The sequence below is a fragment of the Arthrobacter methylotrophus genome (assembly GCF_039539965.1).
GTDB classification, from domain to species: domain Bacteria; phylum Actinomycetota; class Actinomycetes; order Actinomycetales; family Micrococcaceae; genus Arthrobacter; species Arthrobacter methylotrophus.
Map to the genome: position 1 here is coordinate 1 of NZ_BAABED010000006.1, position 17,900 is coordinate 17,900.

At 63.4% G+C, this 17,900-nt stretch carries 33 protein-coding genes and 3 pseudogenes; 10 read left to right on the forward strand and 26 right to left on the reverse strand.

All coding sequences use genetic code 11. The annotated features are described in order from the left end of the window. Window positions 1-112 precede the first annotated feature (112 nt). Window positions 113-484, reverse strand: coding sequence for a hypothetical protein (locus ABD884_RS25960; RefSeq protein ID WP_345057967.1), 372 nt, complete (start codon window positions 482-484; stop codon window positions 113-115). A 335-nt stretch (window positions 485-819) separates the two neighbouring features. On the opposite strand from ABD884_RS25960, the gene ABD884_RS25965 reads away from it, so the two are divergent. Next, the gene (locus ABD884_RS25965; RefSeq protein WP_345057970.1) at window positions 820-1,188 is read left to right on the forward strand and encodes a hypothetical protein; all 369 of its coding nucleotides are present in this window, start codon (window positions 820-822) and stop codon (window positions 1,186-1,188) included. Here the strand turns inward: ABD884_RS25965 and ABD884_RS25970 are convergent. After that, complete coding sequence (locus ABD884_RS25970) at window positions 1,163-1,507, reverse strand: hypothetical protein (protein WP_345057972.1); 345 nt, start codon at window positions 1,505-1,507, stop codon at window positions 1,163-1,165. The two genes, ABD884_RS25965 and ABD884_RS25970, sit on opposite strands and share 26 nt — an antisense overlap. Before the next feature lie 466 nt (window positions 1,508-1,973). Beyond that, window positions 1,974-2,048: a hypothetical protein gene (locus tag ABD884_RS26375; RefSeq protein WP_486303898.1), complete on the reverse strand. Its 75-nt coding sequence runs from the start codon at window positions 2,046-2,048 to the stop codon at window positions 1,974-1,976. A 132-nt stretch (window positions 2,049-2,180) separates the two neighbouring features. On the opposite strand from ABD884_RS26375, the gene ABD884_RS25975 reads away from it, so the two are divergent. Further along, a complete protein-coding gene (locus ABD884_RS25975; protein ID WP_345057974.1) occupies window positions 2,181-2,576 on the forward strand; it encodes a hypothetical protein in 396 nt (131 codons plus the stop codon). On the opposite strand, the gene ABD884_RS25980 is transcribed toward ABD884_RS25975, so the two are convergent. Continuing rightward, complete coding sequence (locus tag ABD884_RS25980; protein ID WP_345057977.1) at window positions 2,573-2,824, reverse strand: carbohydrate porin; 252 nt, start codon at window positions 2,822-2,824, stop codon at window positions 2,573-2,575. The two genes, ABD884_RS25975 and ABD884_RS25980, sit on opposite strands and share 4 nt — an antisense overlap. A gap of 52 nt (window positions 2,825-2,876) precedes the next feature. Then, window positions 2,877-3,161: a hypothetical protein gene (locus ABD884_RS25985; protein WP_345057981.1), complete on the reverse strand. Its 285-nt coding sequence runs from the start codon at window positions 3,159-3,161 to the stop codon at window positions 2,877-2,879. Window positions 3,162-3,833: 672 nt separating this feature from the next. On the opposite strand from ABD884_RS25985, the gene ABD884_RS25990 reads away from it, so the two are divergent. Beyond that, a complete protein-coding gene (locus tag ABD884_RS25990; protein ID WP_345057984.1) occupies window positions 3,834-4,025 on the forward strand; it encodes a hypothetical protein in 192 nt (63 codons plus the stop codon). 195 nt (window positions 4,026-4,220) lie between these two features. Here the strand turns inward: ABD884_RS25990 and ABD884_RS25995 are convergent, their stop codons facing one another. Then, the gene (locus ABD884_RS25995; protein ID WP_345057987.1) at window positions 4,221-4,349 is read right to left on the reverse strand and encodes a hypothetical protein; all 129 of its coding nucleotides are present in this window, start codon (window positions 4,347-4,349) and stop codon (window positions 4,221-4,223) included. A gap of 77 nt (window positions 4,350-4,426) precedes the next feature. Here ABD884_RS25995 and ABD884_RS26000 point away from each other — a divergent pair, with 77 nt between their 5' ends. From ABD884_RS26000 to ABD884_RS26010, 3 genes are all read left to right on the forward strand, one after another. Next, the gene (locus ABD884_RS26000; RefSeq protein ID WP_345057990.1) at window positions 4,427-4,627 is read left to right on the forward strand and encodes a hypothetical protein; all 201 of its coding nucleotides are present in this window, start codon (window positions 4,427-4,429) and stop codon (window positions 4,625-4,627) included. An 874-nt stretch (window positions 4,628-5,501) separates the two neighbouring features. Continuing rightward, window positions 5,502-5,909 carry a site-specific integrase gene (locus tag ABD884_RS26005; RefSeq protein WP_345057993.1) on the forward strand — a complete coding sequence of 136 codons (408 nt, stop codon included), beginning with the start codon at window positions 5,502-5,504 and terminating at the stop codon, window positions 5,907-5,909. Window positions 5,910-5,960: 51 nt separating this feature from the next. Further along, window positions 5,961-6,608, forward strand: a complete 648-nt coding sequence (locus ABD884_RS26010; protein ID WP_345057996.1) for a hypothetical protein — start codon at window positions 5,961-5,963, stop codon at window positions 6,606-6,608. A 1-nt stretch (window position 6,609) separates the two neighbouring features. On the opposite strand, the pseudogene ABD884_RS26325 reads toward ABD884_RS26010, so the two are convergent. The 3 genes and pseudogenes from ABD884_RS26325 to ABD884_RS26020 form a co-directional block, all read right to left on the reverse strand. After that, window positions 6,610-6,957, reverse strand: a pseudogene (locus ABD884_RS26325) (hypothetical protein); the annotation flags it as partial. A 50-nt stretch (window positions 6,958-7,007) separates the two neighbouring features. Beyond that, window positions 7,008-7,223 carry a hypothetical protein gene (locus ABD884_RS26015; RefSeq protein ID WP_345057999.1) on the reverse strand — a complete coding sequence of 72 codons (216 nt, stop codon included), beginning with the start codon at window positions 7,221-7,223 and terminating at the stop codon, window positions 7,008-7,010. Window positions 7,224-7,398: 175 nt separating this feature from the next. Next, window positions 7,399-7,551, reverse strand: coding sequence for a hypothetical protein (locus ABD884_RS26020; protein WP_345058002.1), 153 nt, complete (start codon window positions 7,549-7,551; stop codon window positions 7,399-7,401). Between the two features lie 103 nt (window positions 7,552-7,654). On the opposite strand from ABD884_RS26020, the gene ABD884_RS26025 reads away from it, so the two are divergent. Continuing rightward, on the forward strand, window positions 7,655-7,951 hold the full coding sequence (locus ABD884_RS26025; protein ID WP_345058005.1) for a hypothetical protein: 297 nt from the start codon (window positions 7,655-7,657) through the stop codon (window positions 7,949-7,951). Between the two features lie 170 nt (window positions 7,952-8,121). Here ABD884_RS26025 and ABD884_RS26030 read toward each other — a convergent pair whose 3' ends face one another. The 10 genes from ABD884_RS26030 to ABD884_RS26075 all read right to left on the reverse strand — a co-directional run bounded on the left by ABD884_RS26030 (window position 8,122) and on the right by ABD884_RS26075 (window position 13,586). Further along, window positions 8,122-8,508 carry a hypothetical protein gene (locus ABD884_RS26030; RefSeq protein WP_345058007.1) on the reverse strand — a complete coding sequence of 129 codons (387 nt, stop codon included), beginning with the start codon at window positions 8,506-8,508 and terminating at the stop codon, window positions 8,122-8,124. 124 nt (window positions 8,509-8,632) lie between these two features. Continuing rightward, complete coding sequence (locus ABD884_RS26035) at window positions 8,633-8,809, reverse strand: hypothetical protein (protein WP_345058009.1); 177 nt, start codon at window positions 8,807-8,809, stop codon at window positions 8,633-8,635. 1,322 nt (window positions 8,810-10,131) lie between these two features. Beyond that, entirely contained in the window at window positions 10,132-10,446 is a 315-nt protein-coding gene (locus ABD884_RS26040; RefSeq protein ID WP_345058012.1) for a cytochrome b, read from the reverse strand. A 230-nt stretch (window positions 10,447-10,676) separates the two neighbouring features. Further along, the gene (locus tag ABD884_RS26045; RefSeq protein ID WP_345058015.1) at window positions 10,677-10,835 is read right to left on the reverse strand and encodes a cation transporter dimerization domain-containing protein; all 159 of its coding nucleotides are present in this window, start codon (window positions 10,833-10,835) and stop codon (window positions 10,677-10,679) included. A 113-nt stretch (window positions 10,836-10,948) separates the two neighbouring features. Next, window positions 10,949-11,155 (reverse strand): hypothetical protein, encoded by a 207-nt coding sequence (locus tag ABD884_RS26050; protein ID WP_345058018.1) that lies wholly within the window; start codon window positions 11,153-11,155, stop codon window positions 10,949-10,951. A 201-nt stretch (window positions 11,156-11,356) separates the two neighbouring features. After that, window positions 11,357-11,554, reverse strand: coding sequence for a hypothetical protein (locus tag ABD884_RS26055; protein WP_345058021.1), 198 nt, complete (start codon window positions 11,552-11,554; stop codon window positions 11,357-11,359). A gap of 76 nt (window positions 11,555-11,630) precedes the next feature. Continuing rightward, on the reverse strand, window positions 11,631-11,921 hold the full coding sequence (locus ABD884_RS26060; protein WP_345058024.1) for a hypothetical protein: 291 nt from the start codon (window positions 11,919-11,921) through the stop codon (window positions 11,631-11,633). Window positions 11,922-12,041: 120 nt separating this feature from the next. After that, entirely contained in the window at window positions 12,042-12,602 is a 561-nt protein-coding gene (locus tag ABD884_RS26065) for a hypothetical protein (protein WP_345058027.1), read from the reverse strand. An 84-nt stretch (window positions 12,603-12,686) separates the two neighbouring features. Then, window positions 12,687-13,334, reverse strand: a complete 648-nt coding sequence (locus tag ABD884_RS26070; protein WP_345058030.1) for an efflux RND transporter permease subunit — start codon at window positions 13,332-13,334, stop codon at window positions 12,687-12,689. A 72-nt stretch (window positions 13,335-13,406) separates the two neighbouring features. Beyond that, window positions 13,407-13,586 carry a hypothetical protein gene (locus ABD884_RS26075; RefSeq protein ID WP_345058033.1) on the reverse strand — a complete coding sequence of 60 codons (180 nt, stop codon included), beginning with the start codon at window positions 13,584-13,586 and terminating at the stop codon, window positions 13,407-13,409. Between the two features lie 221 nt (window positions 13,587-13,807). Between ABD884_RS26075 and ABD884_RS26080 the strand changes: the two genes are divergently transcribed. Further along, window positions 13,808-14,023: a hypothetical protein gene (locus ABD884_RS26080; protein WP_345058036.1), complete on the forward strand. Its 216-nt coding sequence runs from the start codon at window positions 13,808-13,810 to the stop codon at window positions 14,021-14,023. Window positions 14,024-14,052: 29 nt separating this feature from the next. Here ABD884_RS26080 and ABD884_RS26085 read toward each other — a convergent pair. Both ABD884_RS26085 and ABD884_RS26090 read right to left on the reverse strand, forming a co-directional pair. After that, a pseudogene (locus tag ABD884_RS26085) lies at window positions 14,053-14,400 on the reverse strand (efflux RND transporter permease subunit); the annotation flags it as partial. Further along, the gene (locus ABD884_RS26090) at window positions 14,292-14,546 is read right to left on the reverse strand and encodes a hypothetical protein (protein ID WP_345058055.1); all 255 of its coding nucleotides are present in this window, start codon (window positions 14,544-14,546) and stop codon (window positions 14,292-14,294) included. The gene ABD884_RS26090 and the pseudogene ABD884_RS26085, both read right to left, overlap by 109 nt. Between ABD884_RS26090 and ABD884_RS26095 the strand changes: the two genes are divergently transcribed. Next, window positions 14,485-14,625, forward strand: coding sequence for a hypothetical protein (locus ABD884_RS26095; RefSeq protein ID WP_345058058.1), 141 nt, complete (start codon window positions 14,485-14,487; stop codon window positions 14,623-14,625). The two genes, ABD884_RS26090 and ABD884_RS26095, sit on opposite strands and share 62 nt — an antisense overlap. A 193-nt stretch (window positions 14,626-14,818) precedes the next feature. Here the strand turns inward: ABD884_RS26095 and ABD884_RS26100 are convergent, their stop codons facing one another. The 4 genes and pseudogenes from ABD884_RS26100 to ABD884_RS26115 all read right to left on the reverse strand — a co-directional run bounded on the left by ABD884_RS26100 (window position 14,819) and on the right by ABD884_RS26115 (window position 16,163). Next, complete coding sequence (locus ABD884_RS26100) at window positions 14,819-14,932, reverse strand: hypothetical protein (RefSeq protein ID WP_345058043.1); 114 nt, start codon at window positions 14,930-14,932, stop codon at window positions 14,819-14,821. Window positions 14,933-14,944: 12 nt separating this feature from the next. Next, the gene (locus ABD884_RS26105; protein WP_345058046.1) at window positions 14,945-15,454 is read right to left on the reverse strand and encodes a hypothetical protein; all 510 of its coding nucleotides are present in this window, start codon (window positions 15,452-15,454) and stop codon (window positions 14,945-14,947) included. Window positions 15,455-15,720: 266 nt separating this feature from the next. Beyond that, window positions 15,721-15,798, reverse strand: a pseudogene (locus ABD884_RS26110) (hypothetical protein); the annotation flags it as partial. A 143-nt stretch (window positions 15,799-15,941) separates the two neighbouring features. Further along, entirely contained in the window at window positions 15,942-16,163 is a 222-nt protein-coding gene (locus tag ABD884_RS26115; protein WP_345058048.1) for a hypothetical protein, read from the reverse strand. Between the two features lie 141 nt (window positions 16,164-16,304). On the opposite strand from ABD884_RS26115, the gene ABD884_RS26380 reads away from it, so the two are divergent. Continuing rightward, a complete protein-coding gene (locus ABD884_RS26380) occupies window positions 16,305-16,697 on the forward strand; it encodes a hypothetical protein (RefSeq protein ID WP_345058050.1) in 393 nt (130 codons plus the stop codon). A 951-nt stretch (window positions 16,698-17,648) separates the two neighbouring features. Here the strand turns inward: ABD884_RS26380 and ABD884_RS26125 are convergent. Continuing rightward, on the reverse strand, window positions 17,649-17,798 hold the full coding sequence (locus tag ABD884_RS26125; protein WP_345058053.1) for a hypothetical protein: 150 nt from the start codon (window positions 17,796-17,798) through the stop codon (window positions 17,649-17,651). Between the last annotated feature and the right edge of the window lie 102 nt (window positions 17,799-17,900).

Consider the following 17,900-nt stretch of genomic DNA (forward strand, 5'->3'; position numbering starts at 1 on the left):
GTGAGTTGCTCAAGCGGCGGCATGGTCCAGTGGTTGCGGTCCAGCACGCTCACGCGCTGCGGATGCTGCGGCGGATGGCTGCGGCGTTCGATGTGCCACAACACTAGCGACATCAGACGGCGATGACGAGCCGCCGATCAGGATCGCGCCGATCTCGAACTCGCCGATGCCGGGAAACAGCACCGCCGCCGTCAGGATGACGGAGAGCATCACCAGCACCGCCACCACGCGCGGTGAAGATGTTCGTGGCGCGGCCGTTCGTCCAGGGGCCCCAGTACGGCCTTGTCGTTGCACAACAGCACAGGAACAACCGTGGCGCTTGCAACAATACGCCGCGAGTGATTGCACCGCGTTGGTCAGCAGTCCAGCGGCACCCCGGGGTGAGCACCAGGCCAGCGGCCAGCAGCGTCAGGCCGAAGTAGATCGCGTAGAAACCCTTGGCCTCGGTCGGCTTGCGGTGCAGCGAATGCCGCACTGCAAACACATCGCCGATCGCATACGCGGTGGAAAGCGACAGCGCCCGCGCCGATGATGCTGGCGTCGAGCAGCGCAATTGGCAAACAGCACGCCGGCCCAGCGGCCCGAATGGGCTTCCAGCCTTTGCCGTACCCAGCGATCGCTGTAGTGGCCGAACTCGGGGTGCTGTGGAAGGCCTGCGCGCTGAATGCAATCATCGCCACCGCGCGGCAATCACGAGCACGAGCCCAGCCACAGGTCGCGCGCTCATAGCGAATGAAGCGTGCGGTGGATGCGCTTGTCGATCACGTAGCTCTGCTGGAAGAACAACTGCCACGGCGCGACCGTCGTGCCCACGAGGCGATGATCAGCAGCATCACTTCGGCCAGCGGTGTGCCCACGGCAATGCGGGTACGAAGAAAATCGCGCGCCACCTGCCCCATCGGCGGATGCACCATCACGAAGACGGGATCACGTGAGGCTGCCTGCCACCAGCGCCAGGGCAAAGCGCTCGAAGCGGCGGAAGTCGCCGGTGGACGCGGCCAGCATCACCAGCGCGGCCGCTGCGCAAACGCCCAGTGGCGGGGATGCCGAGGTACTCCAGCGCAGGCTGATGCGATGAACTCCGTCACCAGCGTCAGCGCGTTCACCAGAAACAGATCGATGACGGAGAAGCTGCCCCAGAATTTGCCGAAGCGTGCGAAGATCAGCCGCGCATGGCCGACACGGTGACGGCGCCAGAGGCCAGCACCATCTCCTGGTTCACGTACAGCACGGGGATCAGGAGCAACAGGTCCACAGCAGCGTGGTGCCGTAGTTCTGCCCCGCCTGCGATGTACGTGCCGAAGGCGCCGGCATCGTTGTCGCCAACCATCACGATCAGGCCCGCCCGGGATGGCCAGCAGCGTACGCAAGCGCGCACGCCAGCTATCCCGCGCACGGTGTCGTGATGCGCGGATGGTGCCGAGCGCACCGCGAATGTCGCCCACGTGGCGTCGTCGAGCGCGGCGTGGCGTGGTGGGGCGTCGATGCCCGATGCGAATTGGGTCATAGCGACCTCCGATTTGTTATTGGGTGGTTGGATATTACAGTACGTGCGCGACAACCGGATGGCGGCAGCGGCGTAGCGTGGTTGGGAGCGCTTGGCCACCGTCGCCGGTACGCGGTTGCGTGGCGGACGCGGTGCCGGTACGCTCGGGCGCACCCGCACGGGCCTGCACAAACGGCGAGCTGAATGGCCGTACGATCGCCGGAAAAACGACGGGCGGGGATGTTGAATTTGCGCATGCGTGACTCCTCGCCGCATGGGCACGATAGGTGCACGGCATGCGGCAATCGCCGCGGCGGGGTGATACCGGGCGGCATGTTCGAACAATCAAGGAGCGATGCGGACACCGCTGCTTGCCTGGGCGGCAAGTCAGCAGCAGGGAACAACCGTGCGGCGGACTCGCCTAGTGGGAAACAGAGGTAGATGTCGGGTAAGGTCGACTCGGACTGTCCATATGGTCCTCCTGTGGTTAGAACTCGGCGTGGGCGCGCACGCCCACGAACTTCGCCGGACCGCGATCGCGGTTGTAGCCCGGGTTCTGGATGAGCTGGAAGTCAGGTGATCGCCAGCGCCTTGGTCACTTGCAAACTATAAATAGTTCGAGCACACGTTCGTGGCATAGTTCAATGCGCCATCACCAGGAACGCGCCGCTGCCACGGCCGCCAGATAGGCGCGGTGATCCGGCCCCAGCATGTTCACCGCAAAGGCAGCGCCCAGCACATCGTTCGGACGGCGCCACGCCGTGCCCTTGAGCAAGCCCCGAACGACACGCTACGGCCGACCTCGGTAAAGGCATACGTTTCGGTCTTGTCATCCGACCAGTTCAAGCGTGCGAACAAGCCGAGGTTATCGCCGGCCTTCTGCTCAATCGAAAGTCCCACGCCCACCTTGGCATGCTCGCGGCGCACCAGCCCCGACGTCGGCGCTGCATCCGTGGCGGCGCCGCGGGCGATCGCATCGTCAAAGCGCCCCATGCGCGCCCGGTTGCGCCAGCGAGCAGGGCACCTTCCCCTCTTGGCCGAGCAGTGTGTAGCTCTTTTCCAGTTCGAGCATGTCGCCGTAGTGCTTTAGGAAGCGTGTATCGAGCGTAGGCCGTTCGATTCCACCGCTGCAAAAGCGGCCCGCGCGCACAGCCCAGCTGTTCTCGCTGTCGATATATCAAGCGCCACGCCCCAGCTATAGCCGCGCGCGTCCGCCGCGTAGTCGAAAGACGGATGCGTCATGAACGACCAGTTCAGGAACTGCGTGCGCGGGTCGTGCGCATATTCCACCGCATCAAATACATCGAGCACCGGCAGGTTGCCGGCGGTCAGCACCACGCGGCGCTTGTCGATGATGTCGGCAAACTGGTTGAAATCTGCATCGATCTTTTCAGTATCGCGCCCAGGCCCCAGGTTTGGCGCACGAAAGCGCGAGCGCGGTACAGCGTGGGTGGCGCCGGAGGTCTTGGCAACTCGCCGTTGGATAGGCCGCCCATGCCATGCAGTTCCGAGAACGCCACCCCCTGCGAGACTTCCGGGTTGAAGTGGAACTCCGCGCCATGCCACAACGCATGCCCAGATCTAGCGTGGCCGTGAACGAATAGCTCTTGGCGCGGGCTGCGCCGAGGCTGTTGTCACCGCTGTAGGCGGCATCGAAGGCGGCTTGCGCTGCCACACGTAGGTGGTCTGGCCATGGAAGCCGAAACGGTCGTCCAACTCGCCGCCGGCGATCAGCGGCGCCTATCCACGGGCGCCGCTTGCACCTGATCCGGTGCATCGGCGGCGCGTGCCCCGGACACGGTCGACGCTATGGCCGCCACGGCCATTAGCACGCGAAACTCCAGCCAACGGACGGTTCGCAACCCAAGCGTACTGCAGCTTCGAGAAAAAACAGCATGACCCCCTCGTCCGCATCTATTGACGGACGTAGGCAATGCCGGCCACGGACCTCACGATGGCGCGCAGACATACGCAGCACTTGGCCGTGTCGGATTTACAACATTAATTCAGGGAGGACTTGCGAAGAGAACCCACGCAAGAGCCACCACCTACCGTGCAATGGCGTAGGCAGTGGCGAGAAGGACAACCAACGCGCCTGGACTGCTTAGCCGTTTCAATGTGCGATCAAGATCGACTAGAACAACTGTCCATGGAGATCACTCCGTAGCTGTGACGGGGCGCAGAGTAACAAAGTGTGGTTGGAGTCGGCAAGCGTTTTCTTCCTGTGTAAACGCCCAACAAAATCTGCCGTCCCCAGAAGCGCGACCACACACTACTGTAATAGGTGGGGTACGCCGAGAACTCCGGGGCAGCCGCATAAGCAGCCGCCCGCATACAGCGCCAGCAAATGCTGCTGGTTTGCGCGCTGCTCATAGCTTCGCTATTCGTAGTTTTCTTCGCTTACATCTGCGGCTTCCTTAGACGCGCGACAATAGGCGTACCGTCCCACTGCAACTGGCCTATGTCCATTCGTTCTGCGACCCCTGCCTTGGCTGCCGCGCTGCTGTTCGGCGCGAGCACGCCCTTGGCAAGACCCTGACGGTGCGATCTCGCCCAATCTTGCTGGCGGGATTGCTTTATCTGGGAAGCGGCCTCGTTTAGCGGGCGTTCTGCTGGTTCGGCGGCTGACAGAAAATCCGGTGAGACGGCGCGCCCGGGACCGGCCATCCCGCGCCGCGAGATTCCCTGGTTGCTCGGGGCGATCCTGGCCGGCGGCGTGGCGGGCCGGCGCTGCTCATGACGGGATTGGCGCATACCAGCGCCGCCCGGCATCGCTGCTGCTGAACGTCGAAGGCGTCTTCACCGCGCTGATCGCGTGGATCGTCTTCAAGGAAAACGCGGATCGGCAGATCGTGCTGGGCATGGTTGCCATCGTCGCGGGCGGGGTGCTGCTGTCGTGGCAGCCGATGCGGCCACCTGTCGCCGAGCGCGCTGCTGATCGTGGCGGCCTGCGCCTGCTGGGCTATCGACAACAACCTGACGCGCAACGTCTCCTCGAACGACGCGGTACTGGTTGCGTGCCTGAAGGGCCTGGTGGCCGGCACTTGCAATACAGGATTCGCGCTGGCCGCAGGCCATGCGTTGCCGGCCGCATGGCCTCTGGTTTCGGCCATGCTGATCGGCTTCGCTGGCTATGTGTGAGCTTGGCGTTGTTCGTGATCGCATTGCGGCACTGGGGACCGCGCGCACGGGGGGCGTATTTTTCGGTAGCGCCGCTGTTCGGCGTCGTCATTTCGTTTGTCATCTGGCCGGAGGTTCCGGGCGCGTCGTTCTGGATTGCGGGGTGCTGATGGCGATCGGTGTTTGGCTCCACTGCGCGAGCGGCACGAGCACGAACACATGCACGAGCCGATGGAGCACATGCACGCGCATCGACACGACGAAACCATCAACACGAGCACGACTTTCCTGGGATGGCAAGGAGCCGCATGTCCACGCCCACCGGCATGAGGTGTGGCCCACAAGCATCCGCATTACCCGGATATCCACCACCGCCACACGCATTGATTCGCGATGTCTGACGTCGATCGCTATCTTGAAGCTGCCACCGCGACAACACGCGGCGCAGCTACCAATCGCGATCGGCATTTCGAAGTCGAATGGGGTGGCTTTCTGCGGCCAGCGCCGACGCGATCGCACGCTACTCGCCAAACACGCCGATACGCTGTCACTCAACACGTTGCGGACGCGCTTGGCGGCGCTCGGGCAATGGCACCAGAGCCAGGATTTCCCGACCCGACCAAGGCGCCGCACGTGCGCAAGGTGCTCAAGGGCATAGCCGCACTGCACCCCGCAACCGAGAAGCGCGCCAGCCCCTGCAGCTCACGCAGCTTGAGCAACTGGTCGCCTGGTGGACGCGCGGCTTGCGCATGCCAGCGCTACCGGCGACGTGCGGACCTATGCCACACACGCCGCCGACAAGGCGCTCGTGCTCATCGGCTTCTGGCGGGGTTTTCGGTCCGACGAACTGGCCGGATGCGCGTTTGAACACATCGAGGTCGAAACCGGCCGCGGCATGACCGTGTTTCTGCCGCGTACCAAGGCAGATCGCGCCCAGCACGGCACCACATTCAAGGCGCCGGCGCTCTCGCGCCTATGCCCGGTGGCTGCCTTCGAGGCGGTGATTGCGGGCGTCAGGAATGACCGACGGGCCGGTATTCCGCCGGATCGACCGTGGGGGAATGTTGGGGACGAAGCGCTCCACGCCGGCAGCTTCGTGCCGTTGCTGCGCGCGCTTTTCGGTGCAGCGGAATTGCCGCGCCCGACAGCTACAGCAGCCACTCGTTGCGGCGCGGCTTCGCGACCTGGGCCAACGCGAACCAGTGGGATCTCAAGATCTGATGGAATACGTCGGCTGGAAGGACGTGCGCTCAGCCATGCGCTACATCGACGCGGCCGACCCATTCGCGCAGCACCGCATTGAAACGGCGCTGTCGGTGGCACCACCACCGACGCGCAGGAAACGCGGTTGACGGTGGACATCTACATCGAGCGCAACAGCAAATTCGTGCGCGGCATGTCCAAGGCCGCCGGTGGATCGAGCAGTTCTGCCTGTCAGTACCAGATGCGCGTGTTCGAGAAACGCCGCCCCCGCTACGAAATCGTCATGCCGTTCGCCGCCGGCCCCGAGTTGGAGCAAGCTATCGAGGAGCTGATCGCGGAGATGCATGAGAACGCGGATCTGCAACTGCTTATCGAGGTGACGCTGCACGATCCGCTGACCGACACTATTGGAGCTGACCGCGCGCGACGGTTATGCGCTCCCGTTGGGTGGACGGGCAGCGCTGGTCGGCTGAGGTTACGATGCTGCGCGCCGCTGGGGCACCTCAAGCAGCGCGTCCTGGTACAAGTGAATCGGAAAGCTCAAGATACCCGGAAATTCACGTGCGCGATTGCGCCGGTCCCATCCGGCGTAGCAGTCATCGTCGATCCGCTGCCCCTTGCCACGCCAGGCATCGACCGTGATTTGCATGCGCTGCGTGTTCCAGCCAATCACCAAGTTCGTCAGCAGCGTCAGCGACCCGGAAATCGCAATCATCTCGTCCTGACCCGCCACGATCGTGCTGCATCTTGCTGGAGTAGATGGCCCGCTGGAGCTGGTGCACCGATTCGCCCCGGTTGAGCAGCGTGCGCAGCTCCCGCCGAAACTCGGTGTTGCTGAAAAAATCGCACAGAAACAGCGTGCGCAGCAGCTTGCCCAGGTGATCAGTTGCCGGTGGATCGGGTCGCCTTGGCCGCCGCTGCCAAATCGCTGCAGCGCCACGATTGCGCTCACGCGCCCCGAGTGAATGGAGGCCACCAGGCGCAGCAAACCATCCAGCCTTCACGGATCGCCTTGAGCGATATCTCATACGAGACGGCACCGGCCAATCCGTCTGGCGCTTGCAGACCGCGCGGCAAGTACAGCTTGCGCTCTGACAGGTTGCAGACCAGGGACACAGGTCGAAACCGAGCAATTTGGCCACCGCCATCCCACGTTCGTGTATCCATGGGTATCACGGCAAGGCGGAGCAACCCCCCGTCAGTACGGTCTCGTTGTGGCGCATGACGCCTTCGATCGCGACGCCGGCTGGCGTTCGTTGAGCACCATCGGCTGGTTGTAGACGATCCGTGCTGGTCCAGCACATGCTATAGACGCCAACCGCATGGGTACGGCGGCGCGGATCGGCGCGGCATAGAACAGGTGCGGTGAGGTATCTGGCTCATCGAGTCGCTCGACCCAATTGGCCCGTCCCACAGCTCGGTGATCGCGTGCGTGCGCTGGAACTCCACCACTCGTTCATTCGCACGGCGCAATCGCCCAGGATCTCCAGGGCGCGCATCGCGGTGGAGACGTGCGGCGGGTCCAGCCGAGGATCATGGCCGCCACACCCTTGGCATCCAGTTCGGTGCCATGGGCAAGAAGCCCGGCGTTAGAGCGCGATCAGCTCGTGCGCGTCGCGGGCCTTGCGGGCCAGCAGCACTTCGCTGAAATTGGTACGCGCATCCATTTCCAGGATCATGTCGGCAAACTGCACGTTGCCGATATCTTGAATAGCAGGTCCCGGGTGCGCGAGGGGTGGCATCGGTGTCCGCCGCTTCGAGCGGCGACTGGTGCAGCACGCCATCTGCATCAATGGTGAAGTGGCCGCTTCGCGGGCTCGTCCAATGCCGCGAGGCGGCTTTCAGGTGCCCCATCAGCGGGTCGAGATAGGTGTCCGCCTGGTTCGCAATCCCAGCGAAGACAGATACCGGTCGCGTTCGGCGTCCCACTGCGCTGGGCGGGATCAGCAACTGGTCACGCTCCCGAAAAGAGAGGCTGTGGTTGATCCACACCGTTCCGCGCCGCAACCCTCTGCGCAAGCCCATCATGGCGCTGGCTTCCATGGCACGCATCGCGCGCTGGCGGTCTTCGCCGTTGACCAGATCACGCCAACTGGCGCTGACCGGCACTGGCAGTCGGGCGGCAACTCTGTCGCCCCCTGATCGTGCAAGCTGCCGATGAATTCAAGTTGCTGCACGGCAGGATCGGAGCCGTTGGTGGCAAATTCCATCCCCGTAGCGCAGTCAGGAGATTGCGGATACGGTGTTGGTCTTCCGTGAGCATCTCACGCACGCTGGCGGCATGGCTCGCGGGAGGCTTGGCGAGAAGTCCTCTAGCAGCTTACCGATGTCGGCCAACCGGTCTTCCGCCGAACGGCGGGTATCGTCAACCAACGCCTTGATGTCGAGCAATGCTGTCGGTACTCGACCGCCGAGCGAATTGCTTGGCCGTCGTCTTGTTGTAAGCCCGCCTGACCAAATCGGAAACGCGCCGCCCAGATTGGTAGGCCATCGCGTCTGTCAACTCGCAAGCTCACGCGCAGGAAGAACACCAGTTCGATCGTGCGCGTGGAGGTCTTCAATTCGCGGACTTTGGGGGGCGGCGGCGGGTTGAATACGCTGGCCGTAGGCGCGTTGTTTTTCAATGGGGATTGCATCGAACCCCAGCGATCCGCACCGAGCGCCTTCAGGAAGTGGATCTTGGCCAGCGTCTCGGTCATAGTCGACGGCTATGCCGGCTAGCGGAGTCTTGACCATTCGAGCACGGTCGTGCCCGATGTTGCGTGCTGAGCGAACACAGCCGCTTCGGCTTGTGCGATCTGCGCCAGCGGACAACTGCCTCAATCATGGCCAGCAATTCGCGCTCGATGCGGCCAAATGGAAGGGCAATATCCTGCAGTGACGTGTGGAAAGGATCAGAATCCTTCGCTCATACAGCCAGAAGTAGGCATGCTGGAGCAGCTCCTCGATTGTCAGCGATTCGGTGGCGTCTGCCGCATCCAGGCTTCGAGCCCAGTCCACTGGTCTCCATCAAGTCGCGTCAGGCCAAGGTAGTCGCATGCCCAAACTGATGCTCGTAAGAGTCTTGTATCGCTGATAAATCGTGCGCAGCGAAGCGATGGTTGGCGTCGGCACGCCCAGCCTTGCGCCGATGTAGCGCAGCAACTGTCGGGGCAGGGTGTTGAGCTGGTCGAGGGTATGACCGCTGGCGCGAAGAAAGACGAGTTGGATGGCCGCGCCGGCCCGCCCATCAGCCGGAATTTCTGATTGATCGCCGCAACGTCGCTGTCGGTCAGCGCGAAGTAATGGTCGACATCGAACTCTGACAGGCGAGTGGGTAGGGAGTCCTTTCCCACATAGCGAAATTCAAGCCGGCATTTTCCACCCCATCCAGGTGACGCGATCCGAAATCGCGGGCGGACATGGTACTCCTGAGGTCACTTGGGACAGCCGACAATTGTCTACAGCGGTCGAAGAGCCTATAGACAAAGGCTCTGCGAGGAACCGCCAGATTTTGCAGAAAAAGTACGATTACCCCGGACGAGTTCGGCGCTCAGCTTGAGCGTGAACGGGAACGTGCTGACGCAGCCGACATGCGCGCGGCCAGTCACGAGAAGCGAGCACTGCGCGAGATCGAAGGAGCGTACCGCTCGCCAGAAGAGCGAGAAGCTGGCGGAAGAACTGCGCGCGCAGTTGTGGCCACTCGGGCCGAGATACAGCAGGCGCTGTTCAGCACGCCAACGCGATCGGCGCTTGCGCGCGGGAACTGGCGGGGCGCAGCAGCAGGCAGACGCCGCCGTGTCAGCTGCGCGCGGCGGCCGATCAACTGGCGCAGACTCAGTTGCAGCTGCAGGAGCGCTGCGACGCGCTGAGCGCGCGAGACCGAGGCGGCAACGACGCGCCGGTTGGTAGATGTGTTGAAGAAAGCGCCAGTTGGACGCGCTGGCCAGCGGCCAAAACGGCTGACGCCTAATTACCAAACGAAATAACAAGCGCCGCCTTCATCACCGAGAGGCTTATGATACGGGTCGGCTTATCTTGGTCGGCCCGCAGGTAGCGCGCCAACAATCCGGCCGCCAGCGTCGCGGCGAGACAGCGAGCAGCGCTATATTGAGATGACGGAAGCCGGATTCCATGAACGATGGGCTGCACGAATAGCGACCTGGAAGAACCGTTTGCTGCGCTAGATCATGCGACGCAACAATCGTCTTTCACATGAACTCATGCAGAGCGCTGCGGCCGCATGCAGCCCAACAAAGATGTACACGAGGTGGCACCTGACTCATGCACCTCCTTGCTGAGGCTCGCCAAGCTCTTGTCCTGCAAAAGGGGGAGCGTCAAAGTCAGCCCGAACGGCTGAATCGGCTTACACCCCCAGGCCAGCGCCAGCACGCCAAGAATGGGCATCCGACCATCAACAGGTAGAGCACGCCCATGCGTGAGGCATGCTGCACGCTGCAGCAGTTGTGGGCAGGGGACGGTGCCGGCGGCTGGGTTCCCCAGCGGACAAATAAACGCAGCACCATCAACGCGAGCACGGACAGCCCCGCGGTCTGATGAACCGCAAATGCCGCGGTGCGCGCGGTGCTGCCTTTGGGAAAAAAGTCGTGGATCTCGATCGCCACCACGGCAATCGTGACGGCAGGAATACCAGCCAATGCAGGGATCGCATGGCAAGGAGTATTCTTTGTTCAGAGCGCATAAAACCACCTAGAAATTGGAGTGTGTGAATCATGGCTGCGCAGTACAACATCTATGTACTCGCATGCCCCGTTACGGAGAGCAGCGACTTCTGATCGATCGCCGCCGCGATACGGAAAACAGTTGTTGCAGATCAAAAAGGAAAAACACGTTTAGGTCGGTTGCCTCCACAGGTCCACGTGGGTCATTACGTTGAGCACATCGCGGCGCAGCATGACGCGGCGCCGCGCTTCCAATGCAATGTGTGGCCTTGTCTCACGTTGGCACGCGCATCGACTTCCAGGTGGACATCGACCAGGATCATGTCGCCCATGCGGCGGGTCTTGACGTCGTGTACGCCGTGCACCCCGGCGTTTCCAGCATCGTTTGGTGGATCGCCTCAACGGTTTCCTGGTCGACGGCACGGTCCATGAGATCGTGCAGCGCCTCCACCCGAAGTGCCAACCATGCGCGTCACCATCAGGCCGACGATAGGGCAGCCACAGGATCAAGCAGGCGGTAGCCGAACACATTGCCCACAATGCCGAGCGCCACCACCACGACGAGGCGGCGTCCGAGCGTGCGTGCCAGGCGTTGGCGACAGCATGCTGGAGCGCACACGCTCGGCAACGGCAGCATGTAGCGGAACAGCAGCTCCTTTGCCGCCAGCGCCCGAGAGCGACCCACAGGCCGATGAGCTTGACTGGCTGAATGGCCTCGGGTGTGCTCAGCTTCACCACTGCATTCCAAAGCATGCCGACCCGACGCCAGCAATAGCAAGCGAGCACTACGACGCGGCGTTCTCGAAGCGTGGTGGCCATAGTGGTGAGTTGCATCCGGTCCTTTCTGGCTGTGGTGGCTGGCAAACAGCAACAACGAAGTCCGAGATCAAATCGGACAACGAGTGGATGGCATCGGCCACCAACGCTGGGAGCCGGCCAGGATGCCCGCCACGACTTGTGCAACGGTCAAGCTCAGGTTGACGCCCACGCTCACCAGCGTGGTGCGCCGTGCGGCTGCCTGGTTGGTCGCACTGTCTTCGGTATCCAGGTCGATCTTGAGATCGAGGTCTTCGGGATGTCGCATGATTCATCTACGTTAGGACACGTGGAGTACGCCGCTGCTTCGGTCGTTGCGAACGCACCCACGTTGATGGTTATCGCTATCTATTCATGGGGCATGTAAGGTGTTGCTCAAGATCAGTCATCGAAATCCCACATGCGATGCAGATCCAGCTGGAGCCGGCTGTCCGCCTCCGTACGTTCACCCGAGCGAGCCGCTCGGCCAACACTGCGTCGGCAAGGCTGCGGCGTGCCACCAACAGCTCGGTCAAGCCGGACTCGCCGGCGCGAAACGCGCGGGTGGCGCGATCGGCTGCGCATCTCTGTAACGTAGCCGCTTCGATCTGTGCCTGCGCGGCTCCCCCTTTGCCTTGCAAGTCACGATAGAGCACGTCGAATTCCGCACCCAGGCGTCGTTCTGCACCGAGTCTGCGGCGAGCTGCAGCTTCCGCATCGGCGCGGCCGCTGCTGCGGCAGTACGGCGATGCGCAGAGCCGAGCGCATCGCCACGCTCACTCCCATGATGCGTTCCGCACCACCACGCTCCACCGATACGAACATGCCGACGGTGGGATGGGCCGGCGCTCCAGATCTGCACGCTTGGCCATCTGCTGTGCCTGCACCTCTTCCGCCATGGCAAGCCGGTACTCGTGGCTGTCCTGTATGTACTGCGTGCGCAATCGTTCGGTGGGTCTGCGGCAACACAGGCAGCGCGGTGTCAGCGGCATCATGGGCCGGGCAACCCGGAAAACGGGCCTGCAGTTCCGCCTGCGCGGCCTGTTCGGCTGCAGCGGCCGTCGCCAGTGCGGCTTGCATGCGAGCTGGTCAGCTGCTGCCAGTTCACCGTCCAAGCGCGAAGCGTCACCAACTGGACCGGCGGGCGTCAGCGTCGCCAACTCGGCCGCAGCCCGGGCATTCTCCTGAGCGGCCTGGCGTGCTTGCCCTGCCCGCACAGCAGCAAACCACAGCGAGAGGATCTGCCGCGATGCTTCGTGGCGTGCGTCCTTCACCGCAAGTTGCCCAGCCTCGGCCGCCGCATCAGCAAGCTGGCCATCGGCTTGAGCTTGCCCCACAGCCTCAACGGCCGCTCCACGGCGATCTGCCCTTCGGCATGTCGCTCAGATGGATCTCGGACTGACGCCCCTGTCCGATCGCTCTCACCACAGTCTCGGGCCGTCCCGCTCGAATGCCTTCGGACGGGCCAGCGTGGCATCGCGCCGGGCTTCGGCCGTCATCACCTCGGGCGATTGCGCCACCGCTTCACGCACCGAGCTCTCAGCGGGTAGGTAGCCGGCGTGTTCTGCGCTTGCGCGGCGGTGCCGCAAAGCAGCATCACGCCGGCTCCGGCCAATGCGAAGCGAAACATGTTCAACCTCATTGCAAATCTCCCTGCCCGTCGGCCGTCGGGCCCGGGGCATACCAAAGCGTTCAAACAGCAAGGGGAGCAGGAGCAGCGTCAGTGCCGTCGAAGAAAGCAACGCCCCGACACTACGATCGCCAGCGGCGTTGAATCTCCGACCTGGCCCGCTGGCCAATAGCAGCGGAATCATTCCCAGTGCGGTAATGCAGGCTGTCATCAGCACCGGCCGCAGGCGGTCTTGCACGCCCACACGCACGGTTTCCGCCATGCTTGACCCGACTCCAGCAAGGTGTTGAAGTGCGAGACCAGCACACACCATTGAGCACCGCGATCCCGAGCAGCGCGATAAAGCCGACGGAGGCCGGCACCGACAGGTACTCGCCGATATCCGCAGCGCGGCGATGCCGCCTACGAGGGCAAACGGAATGTTCGCGACGACCAGCACCGCTGCCGCACCGAGCGGAACGTGAGCATCAGCAGCAAAAGATGGCGCCCAAGGCCAGCGGCACGACCAGTGCTAGACGCGCCGCCGCACGTTGCTGATTCTCGAATGGCCGCCCAGACAACACGCAGTCCTTTCGGCAGCGTGCTGATGCTGCCAACGCACCCTGTGCTTCTGCACAAAGCCGGCAGATCCGGCCTTCACGTTGGCCTGGATCACAGCAAACCGGGCTCCGTCTTCATGATTGATGCGCACCGGCCGTCCACGCGTTCGATGCGGGCCAGAACGAGAGCGGCCAAGTTTTGCCATCTGGCGCCGTCACCAGGAGGCGGTGAGGTTCTCCGGCGCTTGGCGCAGGCCCGCTCCGCCGCGCAGGATCAGCGGTGTACGCATAATGCCTTCGGGCACTACGCCAATTCGGTCACCTTCGATCAGGGCTCGCAACTGCGTTTGCAGGGCATCTCCGGTAAAGCCGCGTGGCGACTGCCGCGCGATCCAGCGAGACCTTCAGGTACTGCACACCACTGTTGCTGGGCGCGATCACCTCGGCGGCGCCACGGATGGAGCGCACCTTGGCAGCAATGGCTGTGCGGCGCGTCAATAGCGGCGAGATCGCTGCCGAAGAGCTTGATGGCGATATCCCGCGCGTACGGTCAGCATCTCCGACACGCGCATCTCGATCGGCTGCGTGAAGCCATAGATCACGCCGGGAAGCGCTCCATCACGTGACGAATGGCTGTCGCGATGTCTCCTTGCTGCCGCGCCACTGGTCCTTGGGCTTGAGCACCAGGAAGGTGTCGGTCTCATTCAGACCCATCGGGTCAGGCCCAGGTCGTCGGAGCCGGTGCGCGCGCACGATGGAGCGGATCTCGGGCACCTCTTTGAGCAGCGTTTGCTGCACGCGTTGGTCAGGTCCAGCGATGCTGCAGGAAACAGACGCGCTCTTTTGCAACAGCACAATCAGATCGCCTTCGTCCATGGTCGGCATGAACGTCTTGCCGACTGACATGTACAGCACCACGGCCACGACCAGCGCCCCCGCCACGCCAAACACGATGCGGCGGCGCGCCGTGGTCCAGGCCTGCAGGCGGGCAAAGCCACCCGCCACTTGCGCATCAGCCAAGGCGCCTCATCCGCATGCGCGAGCAGCAGCATGGAGGCCAACGCCGGCACGACCGTAAAGGCGATCACCACAGACGAGGCCAGTGCCAGCATGATGGTCAGCGCCACCGGCCCGAACAACTTGCCCTCCAGCCCTGCAATGACAACAGCGGCAGGAACACGATGGCGATGATGGAAACGCCGGAGAGCATCGGCACCGCAACCGGTAGCCACTGCGTGACGGATCACGGCCCGCGCAGCGCTGGATCGGTTTGTGGTCTTGGGCACGCGCCATGGCGGTCTCAATGTTCTCCACCACAACGACCGCCGCATCCACCAGCATGCCCAGAGCAATGGCCAGTCCACCAGGCTCATCAGGTTGGCGGTCAGGCCCACGTAGGCATCAGCAGGAAGGTCGCCAGCATCGACAGCGGCAGCGTGGCCGCCACCACCAGCGCCGCCCGCACACCGCCCAGGAACAGGTACAGCGTGATGACCACCAACACGCTGCTTCAATCAGCGCACGCACCACCGTGTTGGCTGCGCGTGTCACCAGCTCGCCACGGTTGTAGAACACGTGTGCCGACATGCCCTTGGGCAGTTGAGGGCCAAGCGTGTCCAACCGTTCTGTACCGCCTCGACCAGCTTGCGGGATCGCTGCCGCGCAGGCCCAGCACCAGCCTTCGACTACCTACCGTTGCCATCCTTGCTGACGGCGCCGTTGCGGGTCGCTCACCCAGCTGCACGGTGGCCACATCGCCCACGGTGACGCAGGGTTTGGACGCCGGACTCTGCGCTGGCACCACGACAATCGCTCGCAGATCGTCGAGCCGCGCACGCGCCTTCCACGCGGACCACCCGTGCTCGTCACCGCGATCAAGCCGGCCCCCCCATCGTTGCGATTGTTGGCATCCAGCGCCTGGCGCAGCTGCTCCAGCGTCACCCCCGTGCACGCAAGCGTGCGGATCGGGCGTTACCTCATAGCTGCGGACCTCGCCACCCAATGCGTTGACATCGGCCACGCCAGGAACGGTGCGCAACGCGGCCGGATGACCCAGTCCAGCACTCGGCGCCGCTCCGCAGCGAGTAGCGTCGCCCTCCACGGGTGAACATGAACATCTCGCCCAGCGGCGTGGTGATCGGCGCTAGGCCACCCACGCTGTCGACGGCAGGTCGCGGGCAAGACCTGCCAGGCGCTCCGACACTTGCTGGCGTGCCCAGTAGACGTCACACCCTCTTCAAAATCGACCGTCACGTCGCTGATGCCGTATTTGGACACCGAGCGCACGATCGTCTTATGCGGAAGGCCGAGCAGTTCCTGCTCGATGGGCGTCGAGACACGCTGCTCGACTTCTTCCTGCGTCATGCCCGGCACCTTGAGCACGACCTTGACCTGCGTCGGCGAGATATCGGAAACGCATCAATCGGCAGGTTCAGGTAAGCCCAGACGCCAGCGGCAGCAAGCACGCCGGCCGCGATCAGCACTGTACACGCTGGCGCAAAGAAAACTCAATCAGGCGGGACAGCATCATTGTTCTCCCGCCAGCAAGCCTTGAGTGCACCGACGCCCGCAACCGCTACGCGTGTCCCTGTGGGCAGATTGGCGCGCACGACAGCGACGGCGTCATCCGTACTGGCAACGGCGACCTCCTGGAAGCGGAAGCCTTTGTCGGTGGCGACAAACACGCCGGAAGCCGGAACGTAGGCCAACGCGCCCGCCGGAACCCGCACCAGCCCCGAGCGCCCGCGCCGGTAGCGCCGCGCAGCTTGAGCGTGACGTTGACGCTCTCGCCGGCACGCAGATCGCCACAGCGCTCCAGCGACGCCCGCACGCGCACCCCTGCCGTACCGTCACCCGAAGGCGCAACGCCAATGACCGTACCGCTTGCACACGCGCACGATCTCGATGCGGTCGCCTATGGTTGGCACAGGCACATCGCGGCCAACCAGCAGGTCCAGCTCCAGCGCAGCCGGGTCAACGATCCGGAAAAGCGGCGCGGCCGCTTCAACTCGCGCCCCCGGAACAGCGTTGACCTCCGACACCACGCCGCCATGATTCGCGATCAGTTGCGCTTCGCCGCCCGCGCCAGCGAATGCGATACCTGCGGAAGCCAGTTCGGCCCGGCGCCATGGCCATGGCGTTGGCCTCAGCGCCCGCGCCTGCGTTGCCTGCCAGCGGTTCCGGCGATGATGCCGTCATCAAAGAGCGCCTTATCGCGGGCGAGCGATTGCTGCGCCAAACGCGCCTGCGAGTTGGCCTCGTGAGCGCGCGGCTCGCTTCAAAGAGCGCGGCTCAGGAAACTCGCCAGCGGTTGACTCGGGCGGACGGTCTGCCCCAGTGACACCAGCGCGCGAGGCACACGCCCGCGTACGGAGCGCCACCACATATTGCGCATCCGGCTTGAACACGACACGTGCGTGGGTGCCGACTTCCAAGCCCCCAGAAGCTGCGACCGAGCTAAAGCGCACACCCAGTGCGCGCGCCTGTTCGGCCGACAGAGACACTGCCTGTGCCGCCGGTTGAGCAGTAGCCCAACGCACAGGAAATGGGTCAGTGCAATCGATGCCCAACCACCACAATTCGTTTGAGAAACATGCCTGACTCCAATCCACGAAGGCAACGCTGTCGGCGTCATCCTCCAACTGCGTCGCCTCCGAAGCGGCACGAACACCGACTGCGGCGTGGCGCTTCGAGGCGACGCGAACAAGAATGTAGGAACAGTGGATGGCCAGCGGATAGCAATGCAGCTACGCCTTGTGGCGTCGAGCGAACGTGATGGGTCAGAAGCCAATGCTCCTAACGAATTCATGATCGCTACGGTGGGCGTGATGGGGCTGTTGCAGATCACTCAACGAGTGTTTTCTGCTGCACCGTGACGCGCGTGCCGTCCCGCTGCTTAGGATCAGCAGGCGGTGGGGGAGCCTGCGCTGGAGGCGTTCGATTGATGCGATCGGCCAGCGCGCGCGAATTGGTGCTGGCCGAAAGACTGGGCGTGATAATGGCTGAACAGGCAAGCGCTGCCAGCAGAAGAACGGTGAGTGCCGATAACCCGGCCCCGCAGCAGCCCAAAGAAATCCGGCGAGATCCGATGGACCGATCGAGGGCTCTACATAACCTCAAAGGGTTCCCTGCTCGTCAGAGCCAGCTCGCGATCAGAGATACCCCTCATGCGCGGAGGCTCGATGATGGGAAGATCCGAGGGATTGAAATGAGAATCAAACCGCGCAGAAAGCGCGGTGTGCACGTGCAGGCCAGTCTGTTTCGGAATTCCGAAATGGCGTGCAGAAGTGGGTCAGCAGCTGCAGCAACACGATAAGAAGCAGCAACACAGCCCGAAGCGAGATGCTTAGGGTTGCACGTGACATGCGCGGCATTGTAGCGCATGGCATCGCGTTGAATGTACTGATGGGATGCTGCCGTACTAAGGGTACGCAAACGTACAACGTAAGCGCGAATTTAGCCAAACG

Coding starts and splice junctions, on each gene's coding strand:
- ABD884_RS25995 (WP_345057987.1), bottom strand. CDS start 4,349: ATGCCCAGCACGATCTGCCGATCCGCGTTTTCCTTGAAGACGATCCAC.
- ABD884_RS26125 (WP_345058053.1), bottom strand. CDS start 17,798: ATGTCACGTGCAACCCTAAGCATCTCGCTTCGGGCTGTGTTGCTGCTT.
- ABD884_RS26095 (WP_345058058.1), top strand. CDS start 14,485: ATGGAGGCCAACGCCGGCACGACCGTAAAGGCGATCACCACAGACGAG.
- ABD884_RS26055 (WP_345058021.1), bottom strand. CDS start 11,554: ATGCGACATCCCGAAGACCTCGATCTCAAGATCGACCTGGATACCGAA.
- ABD884_RS26020 (WP_345058002.1), bottom strand. CDS start 7,551: ATGCCACCCCTCGCGCACCCGGGACCTGCTATTCAAGATATCGGCAAC.
- ABD884_RS25965 (WP_345057970.1), top strand. CDS start 820: ATGATCAGCAGCATCACTTCGGCCAGCGGTGTGCCCACGGCAATGCGG.
- ABD884_RS26090 (WP_345058055.1), bottom strand. CDS start 14,546: ATGCTGGCACTGGCCTCGTCTGTGGTGATCGCCTTTACGGTCGTGCCG.
- ABD884_RS26030 (WP_345058007.1), bottom strand. CDS start 8,508: ATGACCGAGACGCTGGCCAAGATCCACTTCCTGAAGGCGCTCGGTGCG.
- ABD884_RS26380 (WP_345058050.1), top strand. CDS start 16,305: ATGACCGTACCGCTTGCACACGCGCACGATCTCGATGCGGTCGCCTAT.
- ABD884_RS26005 (WP_345057993.1), top strand. CDS start 5,502: ATGACCGTGTTTCTGCCGCGTACCAAGGCAGATCGCGCCCAGCACGGC.
- ABD884_RS25970 (WP_345057972.1), bottom strand. CDS start 1,507: ATGACCCAATTCGCATCGGGCATCGACGCCCCACCACGCCACGCCGCG.
- ABD884_RS25990 (WP_345057984.1), top strand. CDS start 3,834: ATGCTGCTGGTTTGCGCGCTGCTCATAGCTTCGCTATTCGTAGTTTTC.